Source organism: Kibdelosporangium banguiense (assembly GCF_017876405.1).
Lineage (GTDB): Bacteria > Actinomycetota > Actinomycetes > Mycobacteriales > Pseudonocardiaceae > Kibdelosporangium > Kibdelosporangium banguiense.
Genome location: NZ_JAGINW010000001.1, coordinates 10388606 through 10415280 on the forward strand (window position 1 = coordinate 10388606; position 26675 = coordinate 10415280).

The 26675-nt window shown below is 66.8% G+C and carries 24 protein-coding genes; 15 read left to right on the forward strand and 9 right to left on the reverse strand.

Annotation, left to right across the window (positions count from 1 at the left end; translation table 11 throughout):
• The first annotated feature begins 1 nt into the window (after window position 1).
• The 3 genes from JOF56_RS46760 to JOF56_RS46770 are packed head-to-tail and all read left to right on the forward strand — an operon-like array spanning window position 2 to window position 3843.
• Window positions 2–1279, forward strand: a complete 1278-nt coding sequence (locus tag JOF56_RS46760) for an activator-dependent family glycosyltransferase (RefSeq protein WP_209645948.1) — start codon at window positions 2–4, stop codon at window positions 1277–1279.
• 33 nt (window positions 1280–1312) lie between these two features.
• A complete protein-coding gene (locus JOF56_RS46765; protein WP_209645949.1) occupies window positions 1313–2572 on the forward strand; it encodes an activator-dependent family glycosyltransferase in 1260 nt (419 codons plus the stop codon).
• The gene (locus JOF56_RS46770; protein WP_209645950.1) at window positions 2569–3843 is read left to right on the forward strand and encodes an activator-dependent family glycosyltransferase; all 1275 of its coding nucleotides are present in this window, start codon (window positions 2569–2571) and stop codon (window positions 3841–3843) included. The genes JOF56_RS46765 and JOF56_RS46770 overlap by 4 nt, the downstream gene beginning before the upstream one ends.
• Window positions 3844–4007: 164 nt before the next feature.
• On the opposite strand, the gene JOF56_RS46775 is transcribed toward JOF56_RS46770, so the two are convergent.
• From JOF56_RS46775 to rfbB, 3 genes are all read right to left on the reverse strand, one after another.
• Window positions 4008–4601 (reverse strand): LURP-one-related family protein, encoded by a 594-nt coding sequence (locus tag JOF56_RS46775; RefSeq protein WP_209645951.1) that lies wholly within the window; start codon window positions 4599–4601, stop codon window positions 4008–4010.
• Between the two features lie 98 nt (window positions 4602–4699).
• A complete protein-coding gene (rfbA, locus tag JOF56_RS46780) occupies window positions 4700–5563 on the reverse strand; it encodes a glucose-1-phosphate thymidylyltransferase RfbA (RefSeq protein WP_209645952.1) in 864 nt (287 codons plus the stop codon).
• A 154-nt stretch (window positions 5564–5717) separates the two neighbouring features.
• Entirely contained in the window at window positions 5718–6647 is a 930-nt protein-coding gene (gene rfbB / locus JOF56_RS46785; RefSeq protein ID WP_209645953.1) for a dTDP-glucose 4,6-dehydratase, read from the reverse strand.
• Between the two features lie 276 nt (window positions 6648–6923).
• On the opposite strand from rfbB, the gene JOF56_RS46790 reads away from it, so the two are divergent.
• The 4 genes from JOF56_RS46790 (at window position 6924) to JOF56_RS46805 (ending at window position 11351) form a co-directional block, all read left to right on the forward strand.
• Window positions 6924–8009, forward strand: coding sequence for an AMP-binding protein (locus JOF56_RS46790; RefSeq protein ID WP_245378689.1), 1086 nt, complete (start codon window positions 6924–6926; stop codon window positions 8007–8009).
• Window positions 8006–9523, forward strand: a complete 1518-nt coding sequence (locus tag JOF56_RS46795; RefSeq protein WP_209645955.1) for an aromatic amino acid ammonia-lyase — start codon at window positions 8006–8008, stop codon at window positions 9521–9523. Before JOF56_RS46790 ends, JOF56_RS46795 begins: the two co-directional genes overlap by 4 nt.
• Window positions 9524–9530: 7 nt before the next feature.
• On the forward strand, window positions 9531–10547 hold the full coding sequence (locus JOF56_RS46800; protein WP_209645956.1) for a glycoside hydrolase family 113 protein: 1017 nt from the start codon (window positions 9531–9533) through the stop codon (window positions 10545–10547).
• A 153-nt stretch (window positions 10548–10700) separates the two neighbouring features.
• Entirely contained in the window at window positions 10701–11351 is a 651-nt protein-coding gene (locus JOF56_RS46805) for an LmbU family transcriptional regulator (protein WP_245380846.1), read from the forward strand.
• A 251-nt stretch (window positions 11352–11602) separates the two neighbouring features.
• On the opposite strand, the gene JOF56_RS46810 is transcribed toward JOF56_RS46805, so the two are convergent.
• Window positions 11603–11830 carry a hypothetical protein gene (locus JOF56_RS46810; protein ID WP_209645957.1) on the reverse strand — a complete coding sequence of 76 codons (228 nt, stop codon included), beginning with the start codon at window positions 11828–11830 and terminating at the stop codon, window positions 11603–11605.
• 96 nt (window positions 11831–11926) lie between these two features.
• On the opposite strand from JOF56_RS46810, the gene JOF56_RS46815 reads away from it, so the two are divergent.
• Entirely contained in the window at window positions 11927–12724 is a 798-nt protein-coding gene (locus JOF56_RS46815; protein ID WP_209645958.1) for an AfsR/SARP family transcriptional regulator, read from the forward strand.
• 33 nt (window positions 12725–12757) lie between these two features.
• Here the strand turns inward: JOF56_RS46815 and JOF56_RS46820 are convergent, their stop codons facing one another.
• Complete coding sequence (locus tag JOF56_RS46820) at window positions 12758–15811, reverse strand: AfsR/SARP family transcriptional regulator (RefSeq protein WP_209645959.1); 3054 nt, start codon at window positions 15809–15811, stop codon at window positions 12758–12760.
• Window positions 15812–16689: 878 nt separating this feature from the next.
• On the opposite strand from JOF56_RS46820, the gene JOF56_RS46825 reads away from it, so the two are divergent.
• Window positions 16690–18273 (forward strand): ArnT family glycosyltransferase, encoded by a 1584-nt coding sequence (locus tag JOF56_RS46825; RefSeq protein WP_209645960.1) that lies wholly within the window; start codon window positions 16690–16692, stop codon window positions 18271–18273.
• Window positions 18274–18310: 37 nt separating this feature from the next.
• On the opposite strand, the gene JOF56_RS46830 is transcribed toward JOF56_RS46825, so the two are convergent.
• Both JOF56_RS46830 and JOF56_RS46835 read right to left on the reverse strand, forming a co-directional pair.
• The gene (locus JOF56_RS46830) at window positions 18311–19258 is read right to left on the reverse strand and encodes a hypothetical protein (RefSeq protein ID WP_209645961.1); all 948 of its coding nucleotides are present in this window, start codon (window positions 19256–19258) and stop codon (window positions 18311–18313) included.
• Between the two features lie 228 nt (window positions 19259–19486).
• Complete coding sequence (locus tag JOF56_RS46835) at window positions 19487–19801, reverse strand: transposase family protein (RefSeq protein ID WP_245378690.1); 315 nt, start codon at window positions 19799–19801, stop codon at window positions 19487–19489.
• Between the two features lie 41 nt (window positions 19802–19842).
• Here JOF56_RS46835 and JOF56_RS46840 point away from each other — a divergent pair, with 41 nt between their 5' ends.
• Window positions 19843–20448 (forward strand): Uma2 family endonuclease, encoded by a 606-nt coding sequence (locus JOF56_RS46840; protein WP_307855575.1) that lies wholly within the window; start codon window positions 19843–19845, stop codon window positions 20446–20448.
• Window positions 20449–20820: 372 nt separating this feature from the next.
• Here JOF56_RS46840 and JOF56_RS46845 read toward each other — a convergent pair whose 3' ends face one another.
• Window positions 20821–21678 carry an SAM-dependent methyltransferase gene (locus JOF56_RS46845; RefSeq protein ID WP_209645962.1) on the reverse strand — a complete coding sequence of 286 codons (858 nt, stop codon included), beginning with the start codon at window positions 21676–21678 and terminating at the stop codon, window positions 20821–20823.
• A 954-nt stretch (window positions 21679–22632) separates the two neighbouring features.
• On the opposite strand from JOF56_RS46845, the gene JOF56_RS46850 reads away from it, so the two are divergent.
• A complete protein-coding gene (locus JOF56_RS46850) occupies window positions 22633–23004 on the forward strand; it encodes a hypothetical protein (protein WP_209648905.1) in 372 nt (123 codons plus the stop codon).
• Window positions 23001–23609 (forward strand): roadblock/LC7 domain-containing protein, encoded by a 609-nt coding sequence (locus tag JOF56_RS46855; RefSeq protein ID WP_245378691.1) that lies wholly within the window; start codon window positions 23001–23003, stop codon window positions 23607–23609. The genes JOF56_RS46850 and JOF56_RS46855 overlap by 4 nt, the downstream gene beginning before the upstream one ends.
• 69 nt (window positions 23610–23678) lie before the next feature.
• Here the strand turns inward: JOF56_RS46855 and JOF56_RS46860 are convergent, their stop codons facing one another.
• Window positions 23679–23876: a hypothetical protein gene (locus JOF56_RS46860; RefSeq protein WP_209645963.1), complete on the reverse strand. Its 198-nt coding sequence runs from the start codon at window positions 23874–23876 to the stop codon at window positions 23679–23681.
• Window positions 23877–24835: 959 nt separating this feature from the next.
• Between JOF56_RS46860 and JOF56_RS46865 the strand changes: the two genes are divergently transcribed.
• The 3 genes from JOF56_RS46865 to JOF56_RS46875 all read left to right on the forward strand — a co-directional run bounded on the left by JOF56_RS46865 (window position 24836) and on the right by JOF56_RS46875 (window position 26595).
• Entirely contained in the window at window positions 24836–25198 is a 363-nt protein-coding gene (locus JOF56_RS46865) for a histone-like nucleoid-structuring protein Lsr2 (protein WP_209645964.1), read from the forward strand.
• Window positions 25199–25691: 493 nt separating this feature from the next.
• On the forward strand, window positions 25692–25985 hold the full coding sequence (locus JOF56_RS46870; RefSeq protein ID WP_209645965.1) for a hypothetical protein: 294 nt from the start codon (window positions 25692–25694) through the stop codon (window positions 25983–25985).
• Between the two features lie 49 nt (window positions 25986–26034).
• Window positions 26035–26595, forward strand: coding sequence for a DDE-type integrase/transposase/recombinase (locus JOF56_RS46875; protein ID WP_209645966.1), 561 nt, complete (start codon window positions 26035–26037; stop codon window positions 26593–26595).
• Window positions 26596–26675: the final 80 nt, after the last annotated feature.

Consider the following 26675-nt stretch of genomic DNA (forward strand, 5'->3'; position numbering starts at 1 on the left):
CATGCGCATCCTGTTCACCGTTCTGCCCCAGAAGAGCACGTTCCTGTACCTCGTGCCGATGGCGTGGGCGTTGCGCACCGCGGGCCACGAGGTCGTGGTCGCCAGCACGCCCGACTTCACCGACACGATCACCCAGGCCGGGCTGACCGCCGTGCCGGCCGGCCGGCCGACCGGCGACGGCCGGATGCTCGTGGCGCGGGGCGTGACACCCGAGGTCGTCGAGAAGTACCGTGCCGGGCTGCCGCCCCCGTACGACATCGTGAACGACCCCGGCAACGCCACTTGGCAGGACACGCTGGAGGCGTGCGCGGGCGCGCTCGAGTCGCTCAAGTTCGAGATGTTCCCCATGCTGGGCGGCCTGGTGAACTTCGCCAGGCAGTGGCAGCCCGATCTGGTCGTCTGGCACCCGTTCACCCTCTGCGGCCCGATCGCGGCCAAGGCATGCGGTGCGGCGCACGCCCGGATGCTCTTCAGCGTCGACGTGTTCGCCGAGACCCGTAACCAGTTCCTCCGGCTGAAGGCGGAGCAGCCTGCTGAGAAGCAGGAAGACCCGTACGCGGACTGGTTCTCGGCCTATGGGCGCAAGTACGGGTTCGAGTTCACCGAGGACATGGTCACCGGGCAGTTCACCATCGACCAGTTCCCGCGCAGTCTGCAAATGGTGGCCGATGGCGTGGACTACGTCCGCACGCAGTACGTGCCATATGGCGGACCCGCGATCGTCCCGAAGTGGTTGCAGGCGCCACCAGAACGGCCGCGCGTCGCGCTCACCCTTGGCAGCACCGCGACCGATGTCTACAACGGCTACACGGTCCCGCTGATCGACATCCTGACCGCACTGTCCGAACTGGACATCGAGCTGGTGGCCACCGTCGCGGAGTCCGAGCAGCACAAGCTCGGCGCCGTCCCGGCCAACGTGCGGCTCGTGCCCTATGTCCCATGGCACGCCATCGTTCCGACGTGCTCGGCGGTCATCCACCACGCCGGTCTCGCCACACTCGCCACGACCGCGCGTCATCCGGTACCCCAGCTCGCCCTGCACTATCACTTCGACCAGCCGCTGCTCGGCCGGATGCTCGCCGAGCAAGGCGCCGGGCTGGAGATCCACGCCAGCAAGGTGACCGGCGACAACGTCCGGGACAGCGTGCGGCGGCTGCTGACCCAGCCGGTGTTCGGCGAGCGCGCCACCGCACTGCGCGACGAGATCTTCGCGCTGCCCACGCCGAACGACATCGTCGGCCGGATCGAAGAGCTGACTGTGAAGTACCGCACCCGCTGATCACCCAGCGGTGATCCCATTGGGGGAACCACGATGCGCATCCTGTTCACCACTTACTCGCAGCGAACGCACCTGTTCAGCATGGTGCCGCTGGCCTGGGCGCTGCGGACCGCGGGCCACGAGGTGCGGTTCGCGTGCCAGTCGCGATTCGCCGACGAGGTCACCCGGACCGGGCTCACCGCTGTCCCGGTGGACGGGCACGACACCAGCTGGCACCGGCTGGCCGAGGCCAACCCCGACCACGCCGAGCCCGGCCTGCCCGCGCCGTACGACACGGCGGTGATGCGCCCGCAGGACATCAGCCGGGAGGCCATGCACACCGGCTACCGGTTCATGCTGGCGTTGTGGCACAAGGTGAACAACTTCCCGCTCATCGACGGCCTGGTCAGCTACGCCCGCCAGTGGCAGCCCGCCCTCGTGATCTGGGAGCCCACCACGCATGCCGGCGCACTCGCGGCGGAGGCGTGCGGCGCGGCCCATGCCCGTCTGATGTGGAGCATCGACGTCTTCGGTGTCACCCGCGAGAACTACCTGCGTGTGAAGGGCGAACAGCCCGACCCGCTCGCGGACTGGCTCAGCGGCTACGCCCGCAAGTACGGATTCGACTTCACAGAGAACTTGGTCACCGGGCATTTCACCATCGACCCACTGCCCGATTCCCTGCGGATGGAAGCGGAAGGCCTGCATTACCTGCCGTACCAGTACACGCCCTACGGCGGGACGGCGGTGATACCGAAGTGGCTGCACGCGCGACCCGAACGCCCCCGGGTCGCGCTCACCCTCGGCAGCACCGCCACCGAACAGTTCACCGGCTACACTGTCGACCTGGCTGGCATGCTGCGCTGTCTGTCCGAATTGGACATCGAGGTGGTGGCCACCATCGCGGAATCCGAGCAGCACAAGCTCGGCACCCTCCCGGACAACGTCCGGCTCGTCTCCTACGTCCCGCTCGACGCGCTCGCGGCAACCTGTTCGGTCGTGATCAACCACACCGGGCCCGGCACATTCCTCACCACCGCCCGTCATGGCGTGCCCCAGCTCAACCTGCCGTGGGACTTCGACGAACCCGAACTGGCCCGGCGTTCGGCGCAGGTGGGCGGTTCGCTGACGCTGCAGGGTGGCGAGGTCACCGGGACCGCGGTCGTCGAAGGGGTGCGCGCGTTGCTGCACGACCCCGCGTACCAGCGCGGCGCCCAGCAGCTGCGCAGCGACATCTTCGCGCTGCCCACTCCCAACGAGCTCGTCGGCCAACTCGAAGAACTCACCATCAAGCATCGTCAGGAGCGACCATGAAGGTGTTGTTCGCCACCGTCAACGACGGGAGCTTCCTGCACCCGATGGTGTCGCTCGCCTGGGCACTGCGCACCGCCGGGCACGAGGTCCGCGTCGCCAACCAGGACTTCGCCACACCACACGTCACCGGGGCCGGGCTCACCTCCGTTCCGGTCGGCCGGCAGACCACGTCCGACCGGCTGCTCACGGCGATGCGGGTGACGCCCGAGATGCTCGAGGAGGCACGGCCCGGCCTGCACCCGCCGTACGACGTCGTGGACTGTCCGGAAACAGCCACCTGGGAAGGCATGCTGTCGGCGTACGCCGAGGACGCGGAGCGGTCCAAGTACGAAAACTTCCCGATGATCAGCGGGCTGGTCGCGTTCGCCCGGCAGTGGCAGCCGGACCTCGTCATCTGGGAACCGTTCACCCTGGCCGGCTCGATCGCCGCCAAGGCCTGCGGTGCTGCCCACGCCCGCATGCTGTTCGGCATCGACGCGTTCGGCGTCGCGCGGCAGCGATTCCTCCAGTTGAAGGACGCGCGACCGCCGGAGCAGCAGGCCGACCCGCTCGCCGACTGGCTCGGCGGCTACGCCCGCAAGTACGGCGCGGAGTTCACCGAGGACATGACGTGCGGGCATTTCACGATCGACCAGTACCCACGCGGCCTGCAGATCGAGGCTGAGGGCCTGGACTACCTGCACAGCCGCTACATCCCTTATGGGGGTCGGGCCAGCATCCCCCGCTGGCTGCAGGTGTCCGCGCAACGCCCCCGGATCGCGATCACCATGGGCTTCACCGCCACCGGCTTCTTCAACGGTTTCGCCTTCAGCCTGCAGGACATCCTCGACAAGCTGGCCGGCCTGGACATCGAAGTCGTCGCCGTCCTCGACGAGGCCGAGGAGGCGAAACTGGACCGCGTGCCGGCCAACACCCGCCTGGAGACCTGGGTTCCGCTGGACGCACTCGCCTCGACCTGCTCAGCCGCCATCAACCACGCCGGTGGCGGGACGCTCTCCACCTTCGCCGTCCACGGAGTCCCGCAGCTGACCCTCCCCTACCACTTCGACGAGCCCATCCTCGGCCGCAACCTCGCCGCCCTCGGCGCCGGCCTACGCATCCCACCCAGCGAGGCATCCGGCGACGCCGTCCGCGACGCCGTCCATCGCCTGCTCGGCCCCACCTTCCAACAGGGAGCTCAGCGCCTGCGCGACGAGATGCGCGCCCTACCCAGTCCCAACGAACTCGTCGGCAGGCTTGAGGAACTCACCACCAAGCACCGCACCGCCTGACGGCAACATCACCACGTGCGACTGGGCTTTTCCATCTGCGCCAACCCGCGGTTGCCCAAACCGAGCCGAGGAGCGCGATCTCGTTGACCCACAACAGGACCTGTCAAAGCGAAAAGGAGGGCCGGTTGCCCGGCCCTCCTTTCACAAACAGACGGATCCGCGGGTCAGCGGCCCTGCCGGAAGTCCAGTGCCACCCCGATGGCGATCAACAGCCTGCGGTCCAGCTTGGGCTGGTCGGTCCAGGCCAGGTAGTTGTCGCTGAGCCGGTAGGTCTTGTCGACGCCGCCGACGACCTTTTCGTCGCGGACGAAGTCGAAGTGGAACCGCATGGGGAACGGGAACTCCCCGACCACCGGCAGGAACGTCCAGAGCCTGCGGCTGATCGCGATCGCCTTGCTGCGCTCGATCACGGTGATCGGCGGCTCGCCCTCCTGCTCGAGCGTCCACGTCGTGCGTATGACGGACTTGCCGACGTCCTTCTTGAAGCCGCCGATCGGGTCACCGTCCGGGGTCACCACGTCGAAGCCCGCGGCCAGGTCGATCAGCTTGCGGGCCTTGACCTCGGCCAGCACCTGCGACTTGTCTTCGCCGGTGTAGATGACGACCTTGTCCTTGAACGAGGACTTGTCCTGCTCGATGAACGCGATCTGGCTGTCGCCCGCCTTGCCCGCGCCGTCGTCGAGGAAGACCTGGTAGCGCCGGAACGACAGGGACAGTTTCTGGTGGATGTGTAACCGGTCCTGCTCCTGCAGGTCCATACTGTCAGCCCTTCTCTTCCTGGCGTCGGCGCCGGCCACGTGTGGGCAGCCCGCGGATTTCGGCGTCCCGGTCCTCGTTCATGATCCTAGGGTCCCGGCTACTGTGCGACCTGCATCAGGTACTGCCCGTATTCGGAGTTCTTCATCTCCACGCCGAGCCGGTGGCACTGCTCCTCGTCGATGTACCCCATGTTCAGGGCTATCTCCTCCAGGCAGGCCACCCGCACACCCTGGCGCTGCTCAAGCACGTGCACGTACTGGCTCGCGGCAAGCAGTGAATCGTGGGTCCCCGCGTCCAGCCAGGTGAAACCGCGGCTGAGCCGGACCAGTTTGGCCCGTCCGTTCTTCAGGTAGTGCTTGTTGACGTCAGTGATCTCCAGCTCACCGCGGGCCGACGGCGCGAGGTCGCGGGCGATCTCCACGGCTTCGGCGTCGTAGAAGTACAGGCCGGTGAGCGCGTTGTTGGACCTCGGCCGCAGCGGCTTCTCCTCGATGGAGAGGAGGTTGCCGTCGGTGTCGGTCTCGGCGATGCCGTACCGCTCCGGGTCGGAGACGGGGTAGCCGAACAGCACACAGCCGTCCAGTCCCGTCTGTGCCTCCCGCAGGATGCCCTGGAAGCCGGCACCGTGGAAGATGTTGTCGCCGAGGATCAGCGCCGACGGCTCACCGTTGATGTGGTCCGCGCCGATCACCAGTGCCTCGGCGATCCCGCGCGGCTCCGCCTGCTCCGCGTAGGTGAGTTCCAGTCCCAGACGGGACCCGTCGCCGAGCAGCGCACGCAACTGCGGAACGTTCTCGGGGTTGGAGATGATCAGGATCTCGCGGATGCCTGCCAGCATCAGCACCGAGAGCGGGTAGTACACCATCGGCTTGTCATAGACGGGGAGCAGCTGCTTGGACGTCGCCTTCGTCAAGGGGTACAACCGCGTGCCGCTGCCGCCGGCGAGAACGATACCTTTCACGATCCCATCCGATCTTCGATATGTATCAACGATTTCAACGGGAGTTCGTCATTTCGCCGCAGGGCGCATCGTGTCCTGCCAGCGGGACACGACGACGTCTCATGGCCACACGTGCCCGATGTCCGGTGCCGGATTCCCGCTGGGCTCCGGCCGATCAGCGCTTCGCCTTCCACCACGAAGGATTGTCAACGTACCAGCGAACAGTCGCCGCGAGACCCTCCTCAAAGGACATCGCAGGCCGGTAGCCGACGGCGCGCAGTTTGCTGTCGTCGAGGGAATAGCGCCGGTCGTGGCCCTTGCGGTCGGGCACCTGCTCGACCGACGACCAGTCCGCGCCCACCGCGTCCAGCAGCAGCCGCGTCAGTTCGACGTTGCTCAGCTCGGCCGTACCCGCGACGTGGTAGACCTCGCCTGGCTGCCCCTTCTCGCCGACCAGCCGGATGGCGCGGCAGTGGTCGTCCACGTGGATCCAGTCGCGGACGTTGCCGCCATCGCCGTAGAGCGGGACCTTCTTGCCCTCAAGGAGGTTGGTGATGAACAGCGGGATCACCTTCTCCGGGAACTGGTACGGCCCGTAGTTGTTGCCACAGCGGGTGATCGAGACCGGAAGCCCGTGCGTCGTGGCGTAGGCCATGGCGATCAGGTCGGCACTCGCCTTGGTCGCCGCGTACGGCGAGCGCGGCCGCAGTGGCTCGTCCTCAGTCCACGAACCGGTCTCGATCGTGCCGTAGACCTCGTCGGTGGAGACCTGGACGACCTTGGGGATCTCCGCCTCCAGGCAGGCCTGCAGCAGGGTCTGGGTGCCGAGCACGTTGGTGCGCACGAAATCCGAGGCACCCGCGATCGAGCGGTCCACATGCGACTCCGCCGCGAAGTGGAACACGATGTCGTGTCCCGGAACCAGACGGCTGAGCAGTTCGGCGTCGCAGATGTCACCGTGGACGAACTCGTGGCCGGCGCCGGCGATGTTGGCCCGGTCGCCGGCATAGGTGAGCAGATCGAGCACGGTGACACGGGCATCCGGCATGGTGCGCACGAAATGCGAGCCGATGAACCCAGCACCACCAGTGACGAGAACCTTCACGCGATACTCCTTTCAGGACGACCGCAAGCGTATTCAGATATGTTTCGATTGCCACGAAAGCACAACATGACCACGCGGGTCGCCAGGCGGACAACTGTCGCGACTGGATCCTCACCAATAGGCGATTCCTTCATTGTCCTGCTGGCGGGACAAACCGTTTCCCCTTGCCCGGCAACGGCGTCCAGGAAATCATGGGACTCCGGGACGGTGAGCCATATTTTTCGACGAGGAGTTCCTGTGGGTTATCCGACGTTGTCCCCGAAAAGGTTGCTATCATTGGGTTTCACCGCACCGGAGGTGACCGATGGTGTGTGGTGCAGCCGCTGGGACAGCGTCGCTGACCCGGCCGGCCTCTGCGCGAGCGAGCTGCCGCCGGTCATCGACTTCCACACCTCGGGCTCGACCGGGCCGTCACACTGCTGGCAACGGTCGCGGGACAAGGTCTGGCTGGAGGCGGGCATGCTCGCCGGGCTGATCGCACCGGACCGGCCGGAGGCGGTGGTCTCCTTCGTCCCGCCCAGGCACTTGTTCGGCGCACTGGCCACTGTGCTGGTCCCGGCGCAGCTCGGGATCACGGTGTGGTACCGCGCCGCGTTCGTCGGCGAGATGCCGGATCTGCCGCACCGCCGGATCGCGGTGATGGCCACGCCCTGGATCTTCCAGCTGCTGCTCCAGCACATCGACTGGGTCCGCCGGTTCGACCACATCACCGTCCTCTACGGCGGCGCCATGCTGCCGGCAACGGCCGGGAAATTCTTGCGGGAAGCGGGTCGCGAGCGTGCGGCGGTCGTCGAGGTGATGGGCTCGACCGAGGCGGGCGGCGTGGCGACCAGGCGATTCAACGAAGGCGAGCCGCCGCCGTGGACACTGTTCCCGGACGTCTCGTTCGCCGAGCCCGCGATGGCCGACGTACGCGAGGAGATCCCGCTGGCCGTGCGCAGTCCCCGAATGGCCTTCCAGCCGGGAAAGCGACCGCCACAGCAATGGGTGGCCGATGACCTCGTCGTGCCCGTGGACGACCGGACTTTCCGGATGGTGGGCCGGTCCGGGCGACTGGTCAAGGTCAACGGCCGCCGGATCAACCTCGACGAGGCCGAACACGCCGTCCGTGCCGTGCTCGGCTGCGCGGATCTCGCCCTCGTGCCGGTCGCCGACGGGCTGATCGGTGAGCACGTCGAACTGCTCGTCGTGCTCGAACCCGGCACAGAACTGTCCGAACTGGACATCCCGGCCGCCGTGCGGCGGCTGGGCGTGCGTCCCAGACGCCTCCGGGTGGTGCCGCGCATCGAGCGGTCCGCACTGGGCAAAGCCACCGCACACCCACAGTCGAACACTGAGAAAGCAGAGGTTGTGACACCGTGACGCAGATCGCCCAGAGCCCCGCGCCGGAACTGGCCAGTACGAGGTACCTGGCACAGGTCGTCGACAGCGCCGGGTGGGACGCCGAGCTCCAGCCGTGCGGCGACGAGGACATCGCCCGGATGGCGGCGAGCGCGCGAACCATCGAGGAGCACCTCGCGGCCGACCTGCCCATCTACGGCCTGACCCGCGGCTTCGGCCCGCTCGTGCAGTACGGCGCGGAATCCGAGCTGGAGCAAGGAAGTTCGCTGATCTCGCACCTGGGCACCGGCCAGGGCGAGCCGCTGAGCCCGGACGTCTCCCGGCTCATCCTCTGGCTGCGGATCCAGAACATGCGCAAGGGGTACTCCGCGGTGTCACCCGAGTTCTGGCAGGCCGTCGCCGACCTGTGGAACCGGGGATTCACGCCGGTGATCCCCCGGCACGGCACGGTGAGCGCGAGCGGCGACCTGCAACCCCTGGCGCACGCCGCATTGGCGTTCACCGGGTTCGGTGAGGCGTGGCAGCGCGACCGCGACGGGCGTTGGTCGGCAGTGCCGGCGCGGGAAGCGCTTGCCGCGCTGGGTGCGCAGCCGTTCGAGTGGCCTGTCCGCGAAGCACTCGCCTTCGTCAACGGCACCGGCGCGAGCCTGGCGATGTCCGTGCTCAACCAACAGTCGGCGATGCGATTGACGCGCGCGGCGGCGATCCTGACCGGCCGGCTCGCGCTGTTGCTCGGTGCCAACCCCGAGCACTACGAAGCCGGGCACGGCATCGCCCGCGGTCAGCTCGGCCAGCTCACCGCGGCCGAGTGGATCCGCCAGGAGCTGCCCGCCGGGATGACCAGGAACCCTGAGCGCCCGCTGCAGGAGCCCTACAGCCTGCGCTGCGCGCCGCAGGTGCTCGGCGCCGTGCTCGACCAACTGGACAACGCCGGCGACGTGCTGGCCAGGGAAGTCGCCGGCTGCCAGGACAATCCCATCACCTTCGACGGTCGGGTGCTGCACGGCGGGAACTTCCACGCCATGCCGGTCGGGCTCACCTCCGACCAGATCGGACTGGCCATGCACATGGCCGTCTACCTCGCCGAACGTCAGCTCGGGCTGTTGCTCAGCCCGGCGACCAACGGAGACCTGCCACCGATGCTCACCCCGCGGGCGGGTCGTGGGTGCGGCCTCGCCGGCGTGCACATCAGCGCCACGTCGTTCGTCTCCAGGATCAGGCAGCTGGCCGCACCGTCCTCGCTGACGACCCTGCCCACCAACGGCTGGAACCAGGACCACGTGCCGATGGCGCTCAACGGAGCCAACTCCGTCGCCGAGGCGCTCGAACTCGGCTGGCTGGTGATCGGTTCCCTGGCGCTCGGCGTCACCCAGCTCGCCGCGATCACCGGTCACCCGGCCGAGGAGTCGGGGCTCTGGGCCGACCTGGCACGGGTGTCCCCACCACTGGACGCGGACCGGCCGATGGCCGCGGAGGTGCGGGCCGCCCGGGACCTGCTGGACCAGGCCGCCGACGACGCGCTCGCCGCACGATAGGACGACCGTGACGCTGGAAATCAGGGGAATCTCGTACATGGTCGACGAGGTGTCGGCCGAAGTCGCCCATGCCGATCTGCGCGTCATCCGCACGCAGCTGCACTGCACGGCCGTGATCCTCATCGGCATGGACATCGAGAAGATGATCGCGGCCGCGCAGTACGCCATCCAGATCGGGCTGGACGCCTGGATCGAGCCGCATCCGATCGACCTCACGCACCGCAGGGTGCTGCGCAACCTCGAGGCGACGGCGATCGCGGCGGAGGAACTGCGCAGCCGCCACCCCGGTCGCGTGACCCTTGTCGTCGGCTGTGAGTTCTCGGTGCACCTCGGCGCGGGCCTGCCTGGCATGGCCGAGACGATCCGGCTGATGATGATCAGGTACCGGCGGTTCTTCCGCCGCCGGATCAACCGGATGGTCAACAAGCTGCTCGGCAGGGCGGCCGTGGTGGCCAGGGCGAACTTCCACGGTCCGATCACCTACGCCTCCGCGTCGTGGGAGGAGGTCGACTGGTCCGCCTTCGACTACTGCGGGATCAACCTCTACCGCACCCGCAACAACGGCCCGGTGTTCGAGGAACGGCTGCGCAACCACGTGCGGAACTCGGGCAAGCCGCTGGTCATCACCGAGTTCGGCTGCGGTGCCCACATCGGCGGCGCGCAGCGTGGGCCGGGCTCGTTCAAGATCATCTCCTGGTTCGGGATCCACCCCCGGATCAGGAAGGGCAACGTGCGCAGCGAGCGCGTCCAGGCCGCCTACGTGGGCGAACTGATCAACCTCTGGAACCGCCACGGCGTACACGGTTGTTTCGTGTACACCTTCGCCCTGCGCGACTACCCGCACTTCGCCGACCCCCAGCGCGATCTCGACATGGCGTCGTTCGGTGTGGTGAAGGTCAATCCTGAAGACCCGGCCCAATGGGAGCCCAAGGAGGCGTTCCACGACATAGCGCGGCTCTACGCCCTGCACGACGCCCGGGCCCGGATCCGCAAGTCGGCAGAGACGGGCGATCCAGCCGCTTGAGCGCCACTCAAGGCAAAGTAAAGCCGGACGTGCGGTCGCAACCAGCACGAGCGTTGAGGCTGCGGCAACCCCTGTCCCCCAACATGGTCTACGGGTCCAGGAACGCTTGGGGATCTTGTCGCGTTCCGCGCAGAGGGAGGTTTCGTGGCCGAGATGGCTGAGTTGACGAGGTCGAACGACGTCGCACCGGGGGTGACGCCACAGTCGGCGGTGCGGTCCCCGATCCCGCGGGTTCGGATGACCGGTATCGGGCTGCAGATTCCCGTCGGTCTGCGGTACGACGAATGGGAGAAGACGGGCCGTCAGCTGTCCGGCATCGCGGACTCGTCGGCGTGGTGGCTCGGGGACTGGCTCGTATTCGGCAAGACGAACTACTCCGACCGCTACCAGCTCGCCATCCAGAACGCGGGTCTGCGGTACCAGACGTTACGCAACTACGCGTGGGTCGCGCGCCGGTTCGAGATGAGCCGGCGACGGCCGAAGCTGACCTTCAAACACCACACGGAGGTCGCGTCGCTGCCCTTCCAGGAGCAGGACCGGTTGCTGGACCAGGCCGAACAGGAGATGTGGACGACCAAGCAGCTGCGCAACGCCGTCGCGCAGTGCCATAGCACCCAGTCTGAGCGACCGGTGCATGCCAACTCGCGGATCGACGTGCCCAAGAACCGCGTCGGCAAGTGGCGTGAGGCGGCCGACCGCGTGGGAGTCGACTTTGACCAGTGGGTGCTGACGATGCTCGACCGCGCGGCAACGGAGGTCCTCGTGCCTGACTATGCCGACCACGGAGCCGAACTGCACGTCTAGAGCCATCAGGACGAATGTAGGCTCGGTGGCACCTGCCGCCGGGCCCATTTTCCATGGGCGCACACGGTCCAGTCGGACTGTCAGACCCGCCACCGGACGGATCGTGACGCCAACTGGCTTGCCTTTTGTCCGGATACTTCCTCGGCACCCGGCCATTGCAGCTCTTGCAGACCGGTTGAGGATCGGTTGAGGATCGCGATCACGATCATTGGAGTACAGCCCGTACGGCACGGACTCCGGAGGAGCGATCGCTATGGCAGACCCGCATCGCGGCTGCGCAAAGGTGACCTGCTGCGCTCCGCCGAGCCGTCCGGCCCGCTCGACACAGTGGTGCACCAGCCGACCGGGCAGGGCTCGATCACCACGGCGGGATCGAGACGGCAGCCATCGCGCTGCCGGACACCACTGGTTGCGGGGATGAATGCCGGGCTTGGCGACACCCTGCTGGGGTCGCCGAGCTCGACTGGGGGTCCCGGCATCGAGCTGCATCCCTTGTGCGACATGCACACACGGCTTCGGCCGACCGAACGGCGACACGTAAATGGGGTTTACGCGTGCGTTGCACGATCAAACTTTTGGGCAGCTTCGAAGCGAGGCTGGATGACATCCCGACCGTACCGTCCGCGGCCAAACAGCGGCAGCTACTCGCTCTGCTCGCGCTCAACGCGGGCCGTACGGTGTCGGTGTCCATGATCATGGACGAACTGTGGGGCACGGAGCAGTCCAAGTCCGCTAGCACAACCATGCATACCTACATCGGCAAGTTGCGCCGGGAGTTCGAAACGGCCCTGCGCGACCATTCCGGCTACGACGCCAAGCGGCTGCTGGTGACCGAACCGATCGGCTACAGCTTGCGGGTGCCGGCGAGTGACATCGACGTGGGCCGCTACGAACAGCTCGCGCAGGCTGGCCGGCTGGCCGCCGACCGTGGTGACCATGAGACGGCAAGCCGCAATCTCGCGGCAGCACTGGCCTTGTGGCGCGGGCCCGCGTTGTCCGACGTGGTCGCCGGCCAGCACCTGATGGTCGAGATCGTACGGCTGGAGGAGAACCGGCTCAGCGATCTCGACCTGCGCATCGAGGCCGACCTGCGGCTGGGCAGGCACCGCGGGCTGCTCGGCGAGCTGGCCGGGCTGTGTGCGCGCTTCCCGATGTCGGAGAACTTCAGCACGAAGTACATGCTCGCGCTCTACCGCTCCGGCCAGCAGTGGCGCGCACTCGAGATGTACCAGCGGCTGCGGTCGGCCATGGCCGAGGAGCTCGGTGTGAAACCGTCGAACGCCACACAGCGGCTGCATCTGGCCATGCTCCGGGGCGATCCGGCCGTGGAGGCACCCGACCAGGTGGCCGACGGCTGGATGTCGGCGGGATAGGCAGTCGCCGACGGGGGTGAACGGCTAGGCCGGTCACCCCCGCGAGGACTCCGGGACCAAGGCGGATCTTGCCTCGTCCAGCTGGCGTAACAACCGATCCGACTGCTTGGCACCGATCCCGGCCAGCAGACAGCGCGCCTGTTCGAGGTCGGCCTTCATCAGTTCGTTCTCGCCCGCGTCATCGTGCACTTCCGACAGCAGGATCAACGCCTTCGCCTGCCACAACAGCATTCCGAGTTCTTCGAACAGCCACATGGCCTGCTCGATGTGCTTTCCGGCGGTGGCGTAGTCGGCTCTGGCGATGGCTATGTCGCCCAGCATGTGCCGCGCCTGCCCCACAAGGATCCGGTCACCGACCCCTTCGGCGACAGACAAAGCGTGCGCCAGGGTGGCCTCGGCACTGTCCATCCGGCCTTCTCTTCGCCGCACGACTCCAAGTCCATACAGGGCATGCGCCTCGCCGACGCGGTTTCCGATCTCCCTTGCGGTACGCAGCACGTCGTTCAACGCACGGCGGGCCAACCCCAGTTGTCCGGTGGCCAGGTACAGCTCGGACAGGCTCGTCTGCACATGTGTCACGCCGCGTTCGTAACCGGCCTGGCCGCACAACGCCAGGGCGCCGGACAGCATCCGGTCCGCCTCGTCGAACTCGCCCTCGTCGACACGGAACTTGGCCATGGAAGTCAGGATGTGCACCTCTCCGATGAGGTCACCGACGGCGCGCATCTTGACCAGAGCCGAGTTGTATCTGGCCAGCATCGTGCCGAACCTCGCCCATGTGCTGTCGATGAACGCCGCGTTGCGCACCACAAGAGCCTGACCGTGCAGGTTGTTCTCCGCCTCGAATATCTCCAGCGCCGAGGTGAACGAGTGGTCCGCGTCGGCCAAGTGGTTTTGCGTCATGTGCAACGTTCCCAGCGAGTACAGCATCGCCGCGATCCCGACCCGGTTGCCTGCCCGGACAGCGGCGGCGTGGGCGAGCTCGCTGGTCTCCCGCCAGTCGTCGGTGTACCCCTTGATCTCGAAAAGACTCATCAAGGTCAGCGCGAGATCCCAGCACAGCTCGTCCATGCCTGCCTCGGCCGCCTGCCGCACCGACGACACCAGCGCGGCTCGCTCGTTGTCCAGCCACTTCATCGGGCAGCCGATCAGGTCGTGGGTGTCCCATTCGGCCAAGTCCAGCCGCGGCTCGCTGCCGTGCAGGATCGTGTAGTCGCCGCCGAATTCCTTGCGGTGGGCCCGTTCGGCGAGCGCGAGCCGGGCACCGAGCATCCGCCGCAGCGCGGCGTCGCGTTCCTCGGCCGTCTCGGACTCCGTCAGGCATTCCTGCGCGTAGACCCGGATCAGGTCGTGCACGCTGTAGCGCAGCTGACCGTCCTCGCCCACCTTCGTGTCTAGCATCTGCACGTCGACCAAGCGCTCCAGCGCGTCCTCGGCCTGCCGGAGGTCGGTGTTCAGCAACGCGGCCGCGGTCCAGCCGGGGAAGTCGGGGGCCTTGATCAACGCGCACAGCCGGAAGAGCCGCTGAGCCTGCTCGGGCAGGCTGCGGTAGGTCAACGCGATGCTGGAGCGCACCTCCAGCCCGCGATGGCTGAGCTCGTCGAGCCTGCGCACCTCGGACTTCAGCCGACGGGTGAGCTCCGCGATCCGCCACTGCGGCCGGGACGCCAGGCGCGCACCGGCGATCCGCAGGGCCAGCGGGAGCCCGCCGCAGTACGTCACCAGCTGGGCCGCGGCCTCCGGCTCGGCCTTCAGGCGGGGCCACCCGACGATCCGGGCGAGCATCTCCATCGACGTCGCGTCGTCGAAGGTGTCCACGTCGATCCAGTGCGCACCAGGCACACCGGCCAGGCGGGCCCGGCTGGTCACGACGACCGCGCAGCGCGGGCTCCCGGGCAGCACCGGCAACACCTGCTCTTCACTGGTCACGTCGTCGAGCACCATCAGCAGCCGCTTGCCAGCGACGCGGCTGCGGAACATCTCGATTCGCTCAGCGAGGTCGTCGGGCAGGACCGACTCCACGCCGAGGGCCCGCAGGAACCGGGCAAGCAGTGCCGAGGTCGCGTTGCCCCCGGTCAATCCCCGCAGGTCCGCGTAGATGTGGCCGTCCAGGTACGACTCGGCCAGTTCGTGCGCTGCCCGCAGGGCCAGCGCGGACTTGCCGACCGCACCGCGCCCGGAGATCGCGATGACCGGGACGGCGTACCGTGCGGCGTCCGTCTGCTCGTCGGTGAGGATGCGTTTGATCTCGGCCAAGTGGTCGTCGCGGCCGATGAAGTCGGCGATGCTGCTGGGCAACTGGCGCGGGCAGGCCACGTGTTCGCCGGTGCCGCGCGATCCGGCGTCCGACGGCGAGTCGAGCGACGGGTCGCGGTTGAGAATGGCCTGTTCCAGACCCCGCAGTTCCTGGTTGGGTTCGATACCCATCTCGTTCGCCAGGACGGCCCGGGCCCGCCGGCACACGTCGAGCGCGTCGGTCTGGCGCCCGCACCGGTACAGCGCGAGCATCAGGAATCCGTACAGCCGTTCCCGCCACGGGTTCTCGGTGAGCAGCGTGAGGAGTTCGCTGACGAGCTCTTCGTGCCTGCCCAGTTCCAGATCCAGCCGCAGACGTTCTTCGGTCGCGGTCAGCCGGCCGTCGTCGAGCACCGACGCGGCGCGGGCCACGTGGTCGCTCTGCACACCGTCCATCGCCGGCCCGCGCCACAGGCTCAGCGCCATACGCAGGGTCGCCGCCGCGTCGGCGGTCCGTCGCTCGGCGATCTGTTGGTGCGCCGTGGCGACCAGCTTGCTGAACCGCTCGCTGTCGAGGTCGTCGTCGCTCAGGTTGAGCAGGTAGCCCGATGCGTGCGTCTTGATGGCCTCAGGCAGGCCGCAGTCGGTGAACAGCCTGCGCAGCGCCGAGACGGAACTCTGGATCTGGCCGCGAGCGGTCAGCGGCGGATCGTCGTCCCAGACGGCTTCCATGAGCTGAGCGAAGGAGGTCACCCGGTTGACCCGCAGCGCGAGCGCGGCGAGGACAACACGCTCCCGTGGCCCACCGATCTTGACCGACCGGCCGTCCGAGATCAACTCGAGCGGACCCAAAATGCGTAACCCCAAAGCGACCCCTTAACGATGCCGTGTGATGCGCCGAGACTTCGACTCGTCCCCAGTACCCCCATCGCACGCATCTGACGAGCGCGCCCTCTTATCCGTTGCGTGTTGTGTCAAGTCCCCGCGGCCGAGGGGCACGCGGCGCCCATCCGTCGCAACCGCCGCTGCCAAAGGCCCCGGCCGAGCGGTCCACCTGGCGGCGGGCATTCGGTAACGAGGACGAGCAGCACTGGCTCCACCCCCTCTCCCCCGGCAAAGAGTCTCATCGCTGTTCTTTCGCCCCAGACCCCAGTAGTTTCCCCATGCGTGGCGCATAGTCTCACGCCTCGCGACCCCGCCCATAGCGTTTCGGAAAAATCCCCCGTAACAAGTCGGGCAATAGCCGAAGGTTTTTCCGGGGTATCGGCGGTGAACTGCCCATTCGGACGGGCCGCGCGCTGAACATCCGTCACGGACCATCATCGGATTGCCGGTTCAGCGGGACATCCGGACTGGGACAGCCGGACCATCGGCACCGTCCTTTTGGGGCAGGCGGCCCGTGCCAAGTGAGCTGGGGCGGACTCGTGGCGCGGCGCCCGGTGGCCATACCAGGCATGTTCGCGGTGGCCGTGTCTCGCTGGCAAGACAATCCATGCGAAGTCAATTGCGTGGCACACGTATCAACCGCTCGCTGCACGGAGCGGTCAATCCACTTGCATCGACGTTATCTTTCCCGCGGCGAAGGAATTGATCCCGTGATCGCCGGAACACGTAACGTTCTCGGATTGCAGGATCATGCACGTTTGCGCAGCATCCGCAATCCATCCGGACTTCTCCGAGCATTCCCAGCAGCCGCACGACTCACCGGGTCAGGTGGAGGTACTCGTAAAATGAGCGTTGTCGAATCCCCGCGACAGGTGCCGCCGGAGGCCGGCCGCGCGCTCGCGCCACTGGCGTGGAAGCCGCTGTCGCTCATCGCCGCGGCGATCGCGGTGCCACTGTTGCTGTTGCTCGGGCGATACGGCTACGACGGTGACGAGCTGTACTTCATCGCGGCAGGGCGCCACCTGGACTGGGGGTACGCAGACCAGCCGCCGCTGGTGCCGTTGGTGGCGTGGCTGATGGACAGCCTGTTCCCAGGCTCGGTGTACGCGCTGCGACTGCCGTCCCTGCTGGCCATCTTGGTGGGTGTCTTCCTCACGGCCCAAGTGGCCAGGGAGATGCGCGGGGGACGCCAGGCGCAGGTCGTCGCCGCCGCCGCGTACGCGATCGCCTTCGCACCGTTCGGCAACCTGCTGCAGACCGACTCCTTCAACGCGATCCTCTGGCTGATGATCATCTGGCAGGTGATCCGCTGGGTGCGGCTGCGGCAGGACGGCGTCACCGGCCGGGCGGCGCATATGCCGCTGCTCTGGGCGGGCGTGACGACGGCGGTGGCGCTGCAGACGAAGTACCTGGTGCCGGTCCTCTGGGTGGCGATCGCGATCGGCGTGTTGCTCTCGGGACCACGCGACATGCTGCGCCGCCCGCTGTTGTGGGCAGGCGCCGGTATCGCCGTGGTGACCGCGCTGCCGGGGTTGATCTGGCAGGCGGCCAACGAGTGGCCGCAGCTCAAGCACGCGAGGATGGTCGGCGAGCAGAACGATCAGTTGCTCGGCGGCAGGGCAGGGTTCCTGCCCAACATGCTGCTGATGGCGGGCATCGCCGTCGGGCTCGTGCTGTTCTGTTACGGCACATGGAAACTGCTGCGCTCGCCGCACCTGCGGGACTACCGCTTCTTCGGCTGGGCCACGCTGGCCATGATCGTCGTCTTCATGATCGTCAACGGCCGGTTCACCTACATGGCGGCGATCTTCCCGGCGGTCTTCGCCGCGGCGGCCGTGCAGATGCAACTGGGCGAGCCCGCCCGGTGGTGGCGCTGGACGGTCAGCTGGCCGGTGTTCGTGCTGTCCGCGCTGCTGACGGTGCCGTCGTTGGCACTGCTGCCACGGTCGTTGGTCGAGCAGACCAACGCGAAGATCTCGGCGGGACAGCAGATCAGCGAGGACAACCTGGAGGACCAGCTGGCGGTCGGCTGGACCGACTGGGCACAGCAGGTCACATGGCCGGTGCTGGCTGATTCGGTGGCCGCCACATATCGCGCGCTGCCCGAGGAAACCCGGCGCGACACCGTCATCGTCACGACGGAGTACACCAGTGCTGCGGCGTTGGAGGTCCTCGGCCCTGAGCGCGGCCTGCCCAAGCGGGTTTACAGCTTCTCGGTCGGATACGGCTACATGGGCACCCCACCCGCGGACGCCCGCACCTTCTTGTTCGTCGGCTGGAACGACAACATGGACAAGCTCTTCGGCAACGTGCAGCGGCTCGGTGTCGTGCAGGGCAACGCCGGCGCGCTGACCGGCCAGCCCCTGGTCCTCTGCAAGGACCCGCACGAGTCGTTGGCCAAGCTTTGGCCTCAGATGCGCTACCCGTAAGCGTTTCCGACCGCCGACCCCGAGAGGCTTGTCGTTGTCAACCCACGGATGTCGCGTCGGTCGCCTTGACACGGCGGTGCAGCCAGACCAAACCCGCGGCCAGGAGCAAGGCGCCGATGGAGAGGTCGTAGCGGCCGCCGAGTCCGGCGTAGGCATTGAGCCCGATGAAGAAAGCGATGATCCCCGTGACCACCCAGAGCGAGTCGTGTCCGAATGGCCCCGTTGTGATCCAGCGCCAGACGGCCAGGGCACCGACCACGAGCGGTATCAGGGTGACGACGAGTCCAACCGGCCACGGCATGCCCATCGCCGGGACCGCATAGACAAGGGTGAAGTGCGTGCCCGCACAGACGAGGGCCACAAGGGCGAGCAAGCGTGGTCGTGGGCGAGCCGGTGGCGTGCGATTCAGAGGCGGCAGACGCCGGGTGTAGAACGCCGCCACCACGAGCAGGACACCGATCCCGATCGCCACGAACACCGGACCGCGCGGCGGCCGCACGTAGGTCTCAGTGGTGAGAAACAGGACCGTCAGCATCGCGATCGCGGGGACGACCAGGCCGCGGGCGGGGATCCAGGAGCGGTCGCGATAGTCTGGGAACAGCCAGGTGACGATGAGGATCGACGAGCAGATGCTCACCGCGGTGTGGAAGGCCGTGAGGTGCGTGGCGAGCAACAGGTTCGTGTCCCAGACCTCGGAGTACGCGCCGACCCCGGTGTCGCGGGCGTAGGCCGGATCGAACCAGTACCGGTCGACCAGCGCCTCTTCGTACACGGCGTACGCCATGCCGAGCAGAATCAGCCCGGGCAGACCGAGCCCCCACCGGCGCGCCACCTCCCGGCACAGCAGGGCCCCGCTGCCGTAGAGCGCCGCGAACATCGCGTACTTCCACGGCACCAGCAGGTTGAGCGGAGAAGTAGCAGTCGACAGCACCTCCCCGAGATATGGTGCCAGCAGTAACAGTGCGATCACAGGGCGCCAGACCATGCACTGATCTTTCCCCGATCCGCCGATCGCCAACCACCGTCTTAGGTAGCCGTACGTACAACTAAAGTCGCAGACAGTCCAGGCCGCACCCACGGGCTTGTTTCATATGCGGTCTATTCACATGAATTCGTCGAGCGCACACGGGCGCCGTGGTACGTTGAAATTCAACGGGCCGATATTCCTCGTTCATTTCTTTATGTCAACCCCATTGAGGTGATCTCACCTACTTCAGGTGAGTCGGCCGTGTTCGAAATGGGTGAGAACGAGTGCGGCTTTGACGATGTCGCCGATCTTGCGGGGGCTGGCGGTGATGTGGTGGAGGGTGCGCCAGCGGCCGGTGAGTAGCGCGAAGCCGCGTTCACCCAGGCAGCGCAGTCCGCGTAGGAGCGCGTTGTAGGTGCGGCTGTCCGCGTCGAGTACTTGGTCACCGGCAGGTTGTTTGAGTGGGGTGTGCACGCCGATGCCCGCGCCTTCGTAGCCTGCAGTGCCGGATGGCAACACAGCACCGTGTCCTGGTGATGTGCCCACTACGGGCAGCTTCATGGGACACTCGTAGCAGACCAGACGCAGGAAGGGGGCAGACCGTGAGCACCGCCCTGGCTGAACACACCGGCCTCTGGACCATCGCGGATGTAGAGGAAATCCAGGACCAGGGGGCCCACAACCGTTATGAACTGCTTGCCCCTGGTGTACTCACGGTGAGCGCAGCGCCGGAACCGCTGCACCAGCGCGCATCGCGGCGGTTGGCAAACCTCCTGGAATCAGCGGCGGCCGCCGCCGGCGTGGCGAACGTGGAGATCCTGGAGGCTGTGAACGTCGTCATCCCGACCAGGCCTGCTCGACTACCGGATCGTCTGTGTGTACCAGATATCGCCATCGTTGACCGACAGATAGCTGACGAGGACACAACGAAATTCCCGCCAGGGTCCGTCCTGGCTGTCGTGGAGATCGTCAGCCCGTCCACCCACATCAACGACCGCGTGGTGAAACCAGACCTGTACGCGGCCGCGAAAGTGCCGTTGTACTTCCGCCTGGAACTGGAGGGAACCGCCCCGGAGTTGTTGGTATTCGAACTGCACCACACCGGCAATCACGTCCACCTGGGGACCGCCCCGGCCGGCACCCGCACAACGATTACCCGACCCTTCGCTTTCGAGATCGACCCGGCAAACCTGGTCGCCCGGCCGTAGCCCTATCCGGTACCGCTCGAAAAGTCATCACTGCACGTCAAACCACATGTCGGTCTTCATTGACAACGCTACCAACGACCAGGTACGCGGCGGCGCAATACCAACGAGACCACGCGTGCGCGGATCCGCCGGTGATCGGTCAGGGCTCACAGACTGCTCCGCACCAGGACCCTCAGGGCCTGACCAAGGCACAGTTACGCGCTTGACGTGCAGCGATGACTTTCGAGCGGTACAGGTCCGGGCGCGAGTGGTCGGTCAACGTCCCGCAGGTCAGCGTCTTGGGCGGACTTTCCGGCCCGCTGCAGGCGTCGAGGGCGCGGCGGATGCGGCGTTGACCGGCTCGATGGCGTTGTCCCGCAACCGGATTGCCGGTCAGGGTTTGCGGCCGACACCGCCGAGGATCAGGTGCTCGACGAGCGAGAGTTTCCGGACCGGGGGTCCGGCTGGCCACCATTGGTCCAGCTCGACCAGGCCGGGCTCCAGCAGCTCCAGGCCGTCGAAGAACGACAGGATTTCCTCGCGGGTGCGGTAGCGGCCGGTGCCCATGCTCGAGGTCCGCCAGCGACGCTCAAGTTCGTGGGCGAGCGCGGAGCCTTCGCTGCCGTCCGCTGGGTCCCACCAGTGGGTCAGCGCGATGTACGAGCCGGACGGCAGCGTGTCGATGTAGTGGCGCATGATCCCGGCGGGATTCGCTTCATCGTCCACGTGGTGGAGGGTGGCGCACTGGATCAGCGCCATCGGGCGGTCGAACTCCAGGGCGCGGGTCACCGTGGGGTGCGCCAGGAGCACGGCCGGGTCGGTCAGGTCGGCGGTGACGAAGTGGGTGCGGTCGTTCTCCTCCAGCAAGGCGCGGCCGTAGGCGTTCACGGCCGGGTCGTTGTCCACGTAGACCACCACCGCGTGCGGAGTGAAGCGTTGCGCTGTCTGATGAGTGTTCTCCACCGTGGGCAGCCCGGCGCCGAGATCGAGGTACTGGTCGATCCCCACGTACGCGGACAGGTAGCTGATCGTGCGGTTCAGCCAGCGCCGGTTCGCCTTGGCGACCTCCGCACACTGCGGGGCGATCTCGATGATCGCGTCGTAGACGACCCGGTCGGACGCGAAGTTGTCCTTGCCGCCGAGGAACGCGTCGTACACCCGGGCGATGCTGGCCCTGCTGGTGTCGACCTCCGGCGGCTGCCCGGTGCCCTCTCCCCGGTGCACCGCGGGCAAACCGGTGGGATCCGCCATCCTGCCAAGCCCCCTTTTGTGCAATCCTCACCAGACCCGATACCCATGTCCCTCTCGCAAGACAGCCAAGCCTATATCGGTAAGCATCACAGGCGATCATCAGTATCACGGTGATGACCAGCGGTATCGCAGCGACGGGGGCTGCGCCGCCGAGGCGGTCGGCCTGGACACGGACCACTGATACGTCGCGGCGCGGCACCGCCGTCAGTCGGTGGATGCGCGCGGCGTGGCCCGAGCCGTCGCCGTGCTCGGCAACGACACGGCCCTCGCGTTGTGGCTGGCCAGACCGAGCTTGCCCTGCCCATGGCCACGGCGGCAGCGGAACGCTGCCTCGGTAAGGGATCTTCGACCGGACGGATCGCCGGCCGTGATCCGTCCCCTACGTCGGCCGTGGATTCCGGCAGGCGGCCTTCTCCAGTCGTCACGGCTTCGGCAACCAGCCGATCAGCGCGGGTTGCGGCTGTTCCTCGTCCGCTTTCGTCAGCGCCTGCGCAACTATGCCGAGTTATGCCGAGGCGTTGGGAGCTTCCGTATTCGACGCCGGAGATCTTGGCGGTAGCACGTCATTGGCTGATATGCGACATGTGGAATTCAGGACGCACAGCTCCTGTATCGACAGGAATCGGGAAACCGAATTATCTTCACGTCGAGCCGTCAGGTCCACTCCGGATCGGTTGGACAGTAACCGGGCAGCCTGCAGCGGTTCGTGCGACAGTGCGGATGCGCATGTCGCGATTACTCCGTATTGCGTGAAAGATCGTTTGATGCCGCCAGGCAAGCAATATCGTTCGTTACCGACGGGTATCGATGTTGCTCCCCACGGGTATGTACTCGTAAGCCACCGTGGCATAAGGTGATCCGCCGAGCGGTCCTTAGGGCCCCTCTGTAGCGGGCGGGACCATTAGGCACGCCGTCGGTCGCGTGCCCGTATCGACACGAGGAGAAATATTCACGATGAATATCGACAGGGCGCTGAAAGAGGCGATGTCCATTGCCGGCGCGGTGGGTGCCGCGCTGGTCGACTATGAGAGTGGGATGTCGCTGGGCACGCTGGGCGGTGGCGACTGGTTGAACCTGGATGTTGCCGCGGCAGGCAATACCGAGGTGGTGCGGTCGAAACTGCGGGTGATGTCCACCCTCGGGCTCAACGATGATATCGAGGACATCCTGATCACCCTGCACCGCCAGTACCATCTGATCCGGCTGCTGCGCCCGGCCAAGCGCACCTCGACGCTGTTCCTCTATCTGGTCCTGGATCGGGAACGGGCGAACCTCGCGCTGGCCCGGCATCAGCTCAAGCGCATCGAAGCCGACCTGATCGTATGACCGAGACGCAGACCAGATCGGCCACGGATCCCGTCGCGCTGCCCACGCGCAGGCCCGCCTCTGCGCGGCGGGCCCCTGCGCCGGCTGGGCCGATGGTGACGCCGCCGTCGGACGCCGCCGAGGCGCTGACGCTGGCCGAGGCGGCGGTGACCGAGGCGCTGGGAGACATCCGCGGCCGCGTCGATCGTGTCATCGGGTTGCTGGTGGCCACTCGGGACGGGCTGGTGCTGGGCAGCGCCACCCATGGCATCGAGGAGGGCAGTGTCGCGGCGATGGCGGCCGCGGCGGTCGGGCTGGCCGCCCAGTTCACCGGGCAGGCCAACCTCGGCGCGCCGCGCGCGGCGATGTTCGAAGGCGCGTCCGGCTACGTCGCCGTCTTCCCGGTCGAGGGCTCCATCCTGCTGGTGGTGTTCGGCGAGCCGGACATCACCATGGGCCTGTTCAACGTGGTCGCCAGGCAGGCACTGTCCCTGCTCCAGCAGGCCATCCTCCGCCTGCGGGTGCACACCGTCCGGGCCGTCCGCCGCGCCTACTTCGAGCAGCCAGCGCCCGCTGACGCCGAGCACGCGAACGAGCACGACCCGAGTCTGGTACGCGAGGAGTAACAGCCGGCAGGTTGGTTCCCATCGTCCACTCAGGATCGGTTCTGGGACCATTGCCCTGATTCGAAACACTCAACCCCCGCACATCGCGGAATATCGCGGGTACAGGACCAAGCGTCGACCGGTTCGGCTGATCGAATCCGTTGTGGACCGATCGTGTGGCGGGCCTGGCAGCTGGATGCGGAAACCACGCTGGGCACGCGCCATCAGCCCGGCCATGCCGTACAACGTCGGTGCGCCGAGGCGTGCGACGATTTGCCCCCTCGTCACGCATGATTCCTCCAAGAGGTGCCAAGGTGACTAACGAATGCCGGGTTATTGAGCACAACGATCGCTGCGGCGAGCCGTTCGATCGCCGCAGCGATCGATGGAGCCCAGACGGCGCGACGAACTTGCTGGCGAACGGGACATCAGCAATCCCGACTGGCCCACCGGCCGCCCACCGCACCGTTGCCAACTCAACGAACCTGGCCACCTCGCGCTGCGGCGCGACCGCGCCACCGACACCACCTTCACCGACCACCCGGACAGCCTCGACAGCGCCTGCCCCAACGCCGCCACCATCCGCCCATCGACAGGACAGATCTGCCAGTCCGCTCCTCAGGCGCGAACAGGATGTTCCGCCACCCCACAAGCGACAACGGCACCAGCCCAGCATGCGCGGCGCTACCGTCTTCACCTGCCGCGGCGACTACCTCTCCACGGCTGGCTCGCGGCCTACAACACCATCCCTACGACCATAAGTAGGCGGGAAGCCATCGAAACCTGTGAGGCGCCGGACATGCGGTATCACGCCGTATGGTTCGTAACCCTGCCTGTGCAGCCAGCAATACCGGCTGTATCCCCAAGGATGGCCGGTCATGACCAGCACCCGCCAACCGTCCGTTTGCGCCGTCTGCTCGGCGTGCGGCCGTATGGGCGGCCCTCGCGACGATGGTCGTCGCCGCAGCCGGCGTCGACGCTTACCTTGCTATCACGAAGAAGAAGCTGTGGCCGGGAGTCGGTGCAGTGGTACCCCCACTGGCTGGAGCGGGATGCGTCACCCTCGCGACCCGCGAACGTCGGCGGTCAACCCGCCCGATCGGGCGATTCGATGAATGATCACGCCAACATCCGGGCGGCGGAGACACGCCGTTGCGCCGTAACGGTGATGCCAACGTCGTGTATGCGGACCGATACGTCGCCTCGCTGCCGTGAAGCACGGACCACAGATGGAAAGAGAGAACTGCATGGCGCAGAAAGTTGTTGTACAGCTTGTTGATGATCTGGACGGCACTGCTGCCGACAACATCACGACGGTCACCTTCGGCCTCGACAGCACGGTGTACGAGATCGACCTGACGCCCGGCAACGCGGACAAGCTCCGTGATCAACTGGACGACTTCGTCAGAGCTGCTCGCCGCACCGGTGGCCGCGTCAAGCGCGGCACCTTGCCCACGGCGACCACACCGGCCGCAAGCCGCAAGCAAACCAAGGCGATTCGGGGCTGGGCCCGCCGCAACGGCTTCGAGCTTGCTGACCGCGGCCGCATCCCGGCGAACGTCATCCGGGCGTTCGAGAAAGCACACACCGGCAAGGGCAGGACGACATAGCGGCTCAGGGGTCCGTGTGCAGGTGGGATGCGGACCCCTTCCTGATCAACAGGCGCTGCGTCACCGGACCGGTGGGCCGGGTCTCTCGCCGACCATTGTCCGACCGGGGAGATGGCCGCAGCACCAGGTGGTCCGCTGCAGCAGCGGACAGCGTGTGCCGCTCGAAAAAGTCGTCGCAGCTGGTCAGGGCACTACAGTGAAGCCGTTGGGATCATGATCCGGTGATCGTGTCGCTGCTGTGCCAACTGACCCGACGGCTGCTGTCCTTTCCGGTGGTGCTGCTGCGTCGTGACGTCGCCAAGGACGCAGAGCTGGTCATGCTCCGGCACCAGAACGCCATCCTCCGCCGCCAAATCACCGGCCAGGTCCGCTACGAGCCAGCAGATCGGCTCTGGTTCGCCGCGCTGTCCTCGCTGCTCCCCCGACGCCGCTGGCACGCGATCTTCCCAGTCCAGCCCGCGACAATCCTGGCCTGGCACCGCACGTTCATCGCATGGAAATGGGACTACAGCACGCGCCGACGCCTGAGCGGACGACCGTGTGGGTGCCGAAAACGACATCCATGGGCACTGACCTGCGAATTCCAGACCTCAAGGATCGCCAGCAGCCGAGCACACCAGGATGCTCCGTTGTGCTGCGTCTCCCCTACCTCGCCATCACCGGCATGTTCGCTTTCCTCCGGCTGCTACCCACAAGCAGCACCGACAAGGACGACGCCGGCAGTGTCTCGGCGGACTGCTCAACGAGTACCGACCCGCTGCATGAAAGTCCAGGCCAGAACCGGTAACCGATTTTTCGACCGGGACAGGCATCCTCAACGAGCACCACCACGCCGCTTGACCTGCACGGATGACATTTTCGGCAAACGCAGGGTCGCCGCCTCGACCATCCGCAAGATCCTGCGGGCCAACGGAGTCCCACCATCGACACGCCGCGACGACACCTGGCGCACCTTCCTACGCGCCCAAGCCGACAGCCTGCTCGCTATCGACCTCTTCCACATCGACACCGTGACACTGAAGCGGCTGTACGTCGCGTTCATCATCGACATCAAGACCCGCAGGGTCCACCTGCTCAGCATTACCGAGCATCCGACCACGGACTGGGTGGCTCAGGTGGCCCGCGAACTTGCCAGCGATCTGGAAGAGGCCGGGCACCGATTCAGACACATCATTCGCGACCGCGATGCGAAGTTCGGTACCGCCTTCGACGCCGTCTTCACCTCCGTCGACATCCAGATCATGCTCACCGCACCGCAAGCCCCACGGATGAACACCTTCGCCGAACGCTGGATCGGCTCCGTCCGCCGAGAGTGCACCGACCGGCTCCAGATCGACAGGACCCGACGCCGACCGACTCTCGGCGGACCGCTCAACGAGTACCGGCCCGCCGCATGAAAGTCCAGGCCAGAACCGGTAGCCGAGTTTTCGACCAGTACAACGAAAGGCAAGTACTCACGATAGAGCCGTTCCAGCTC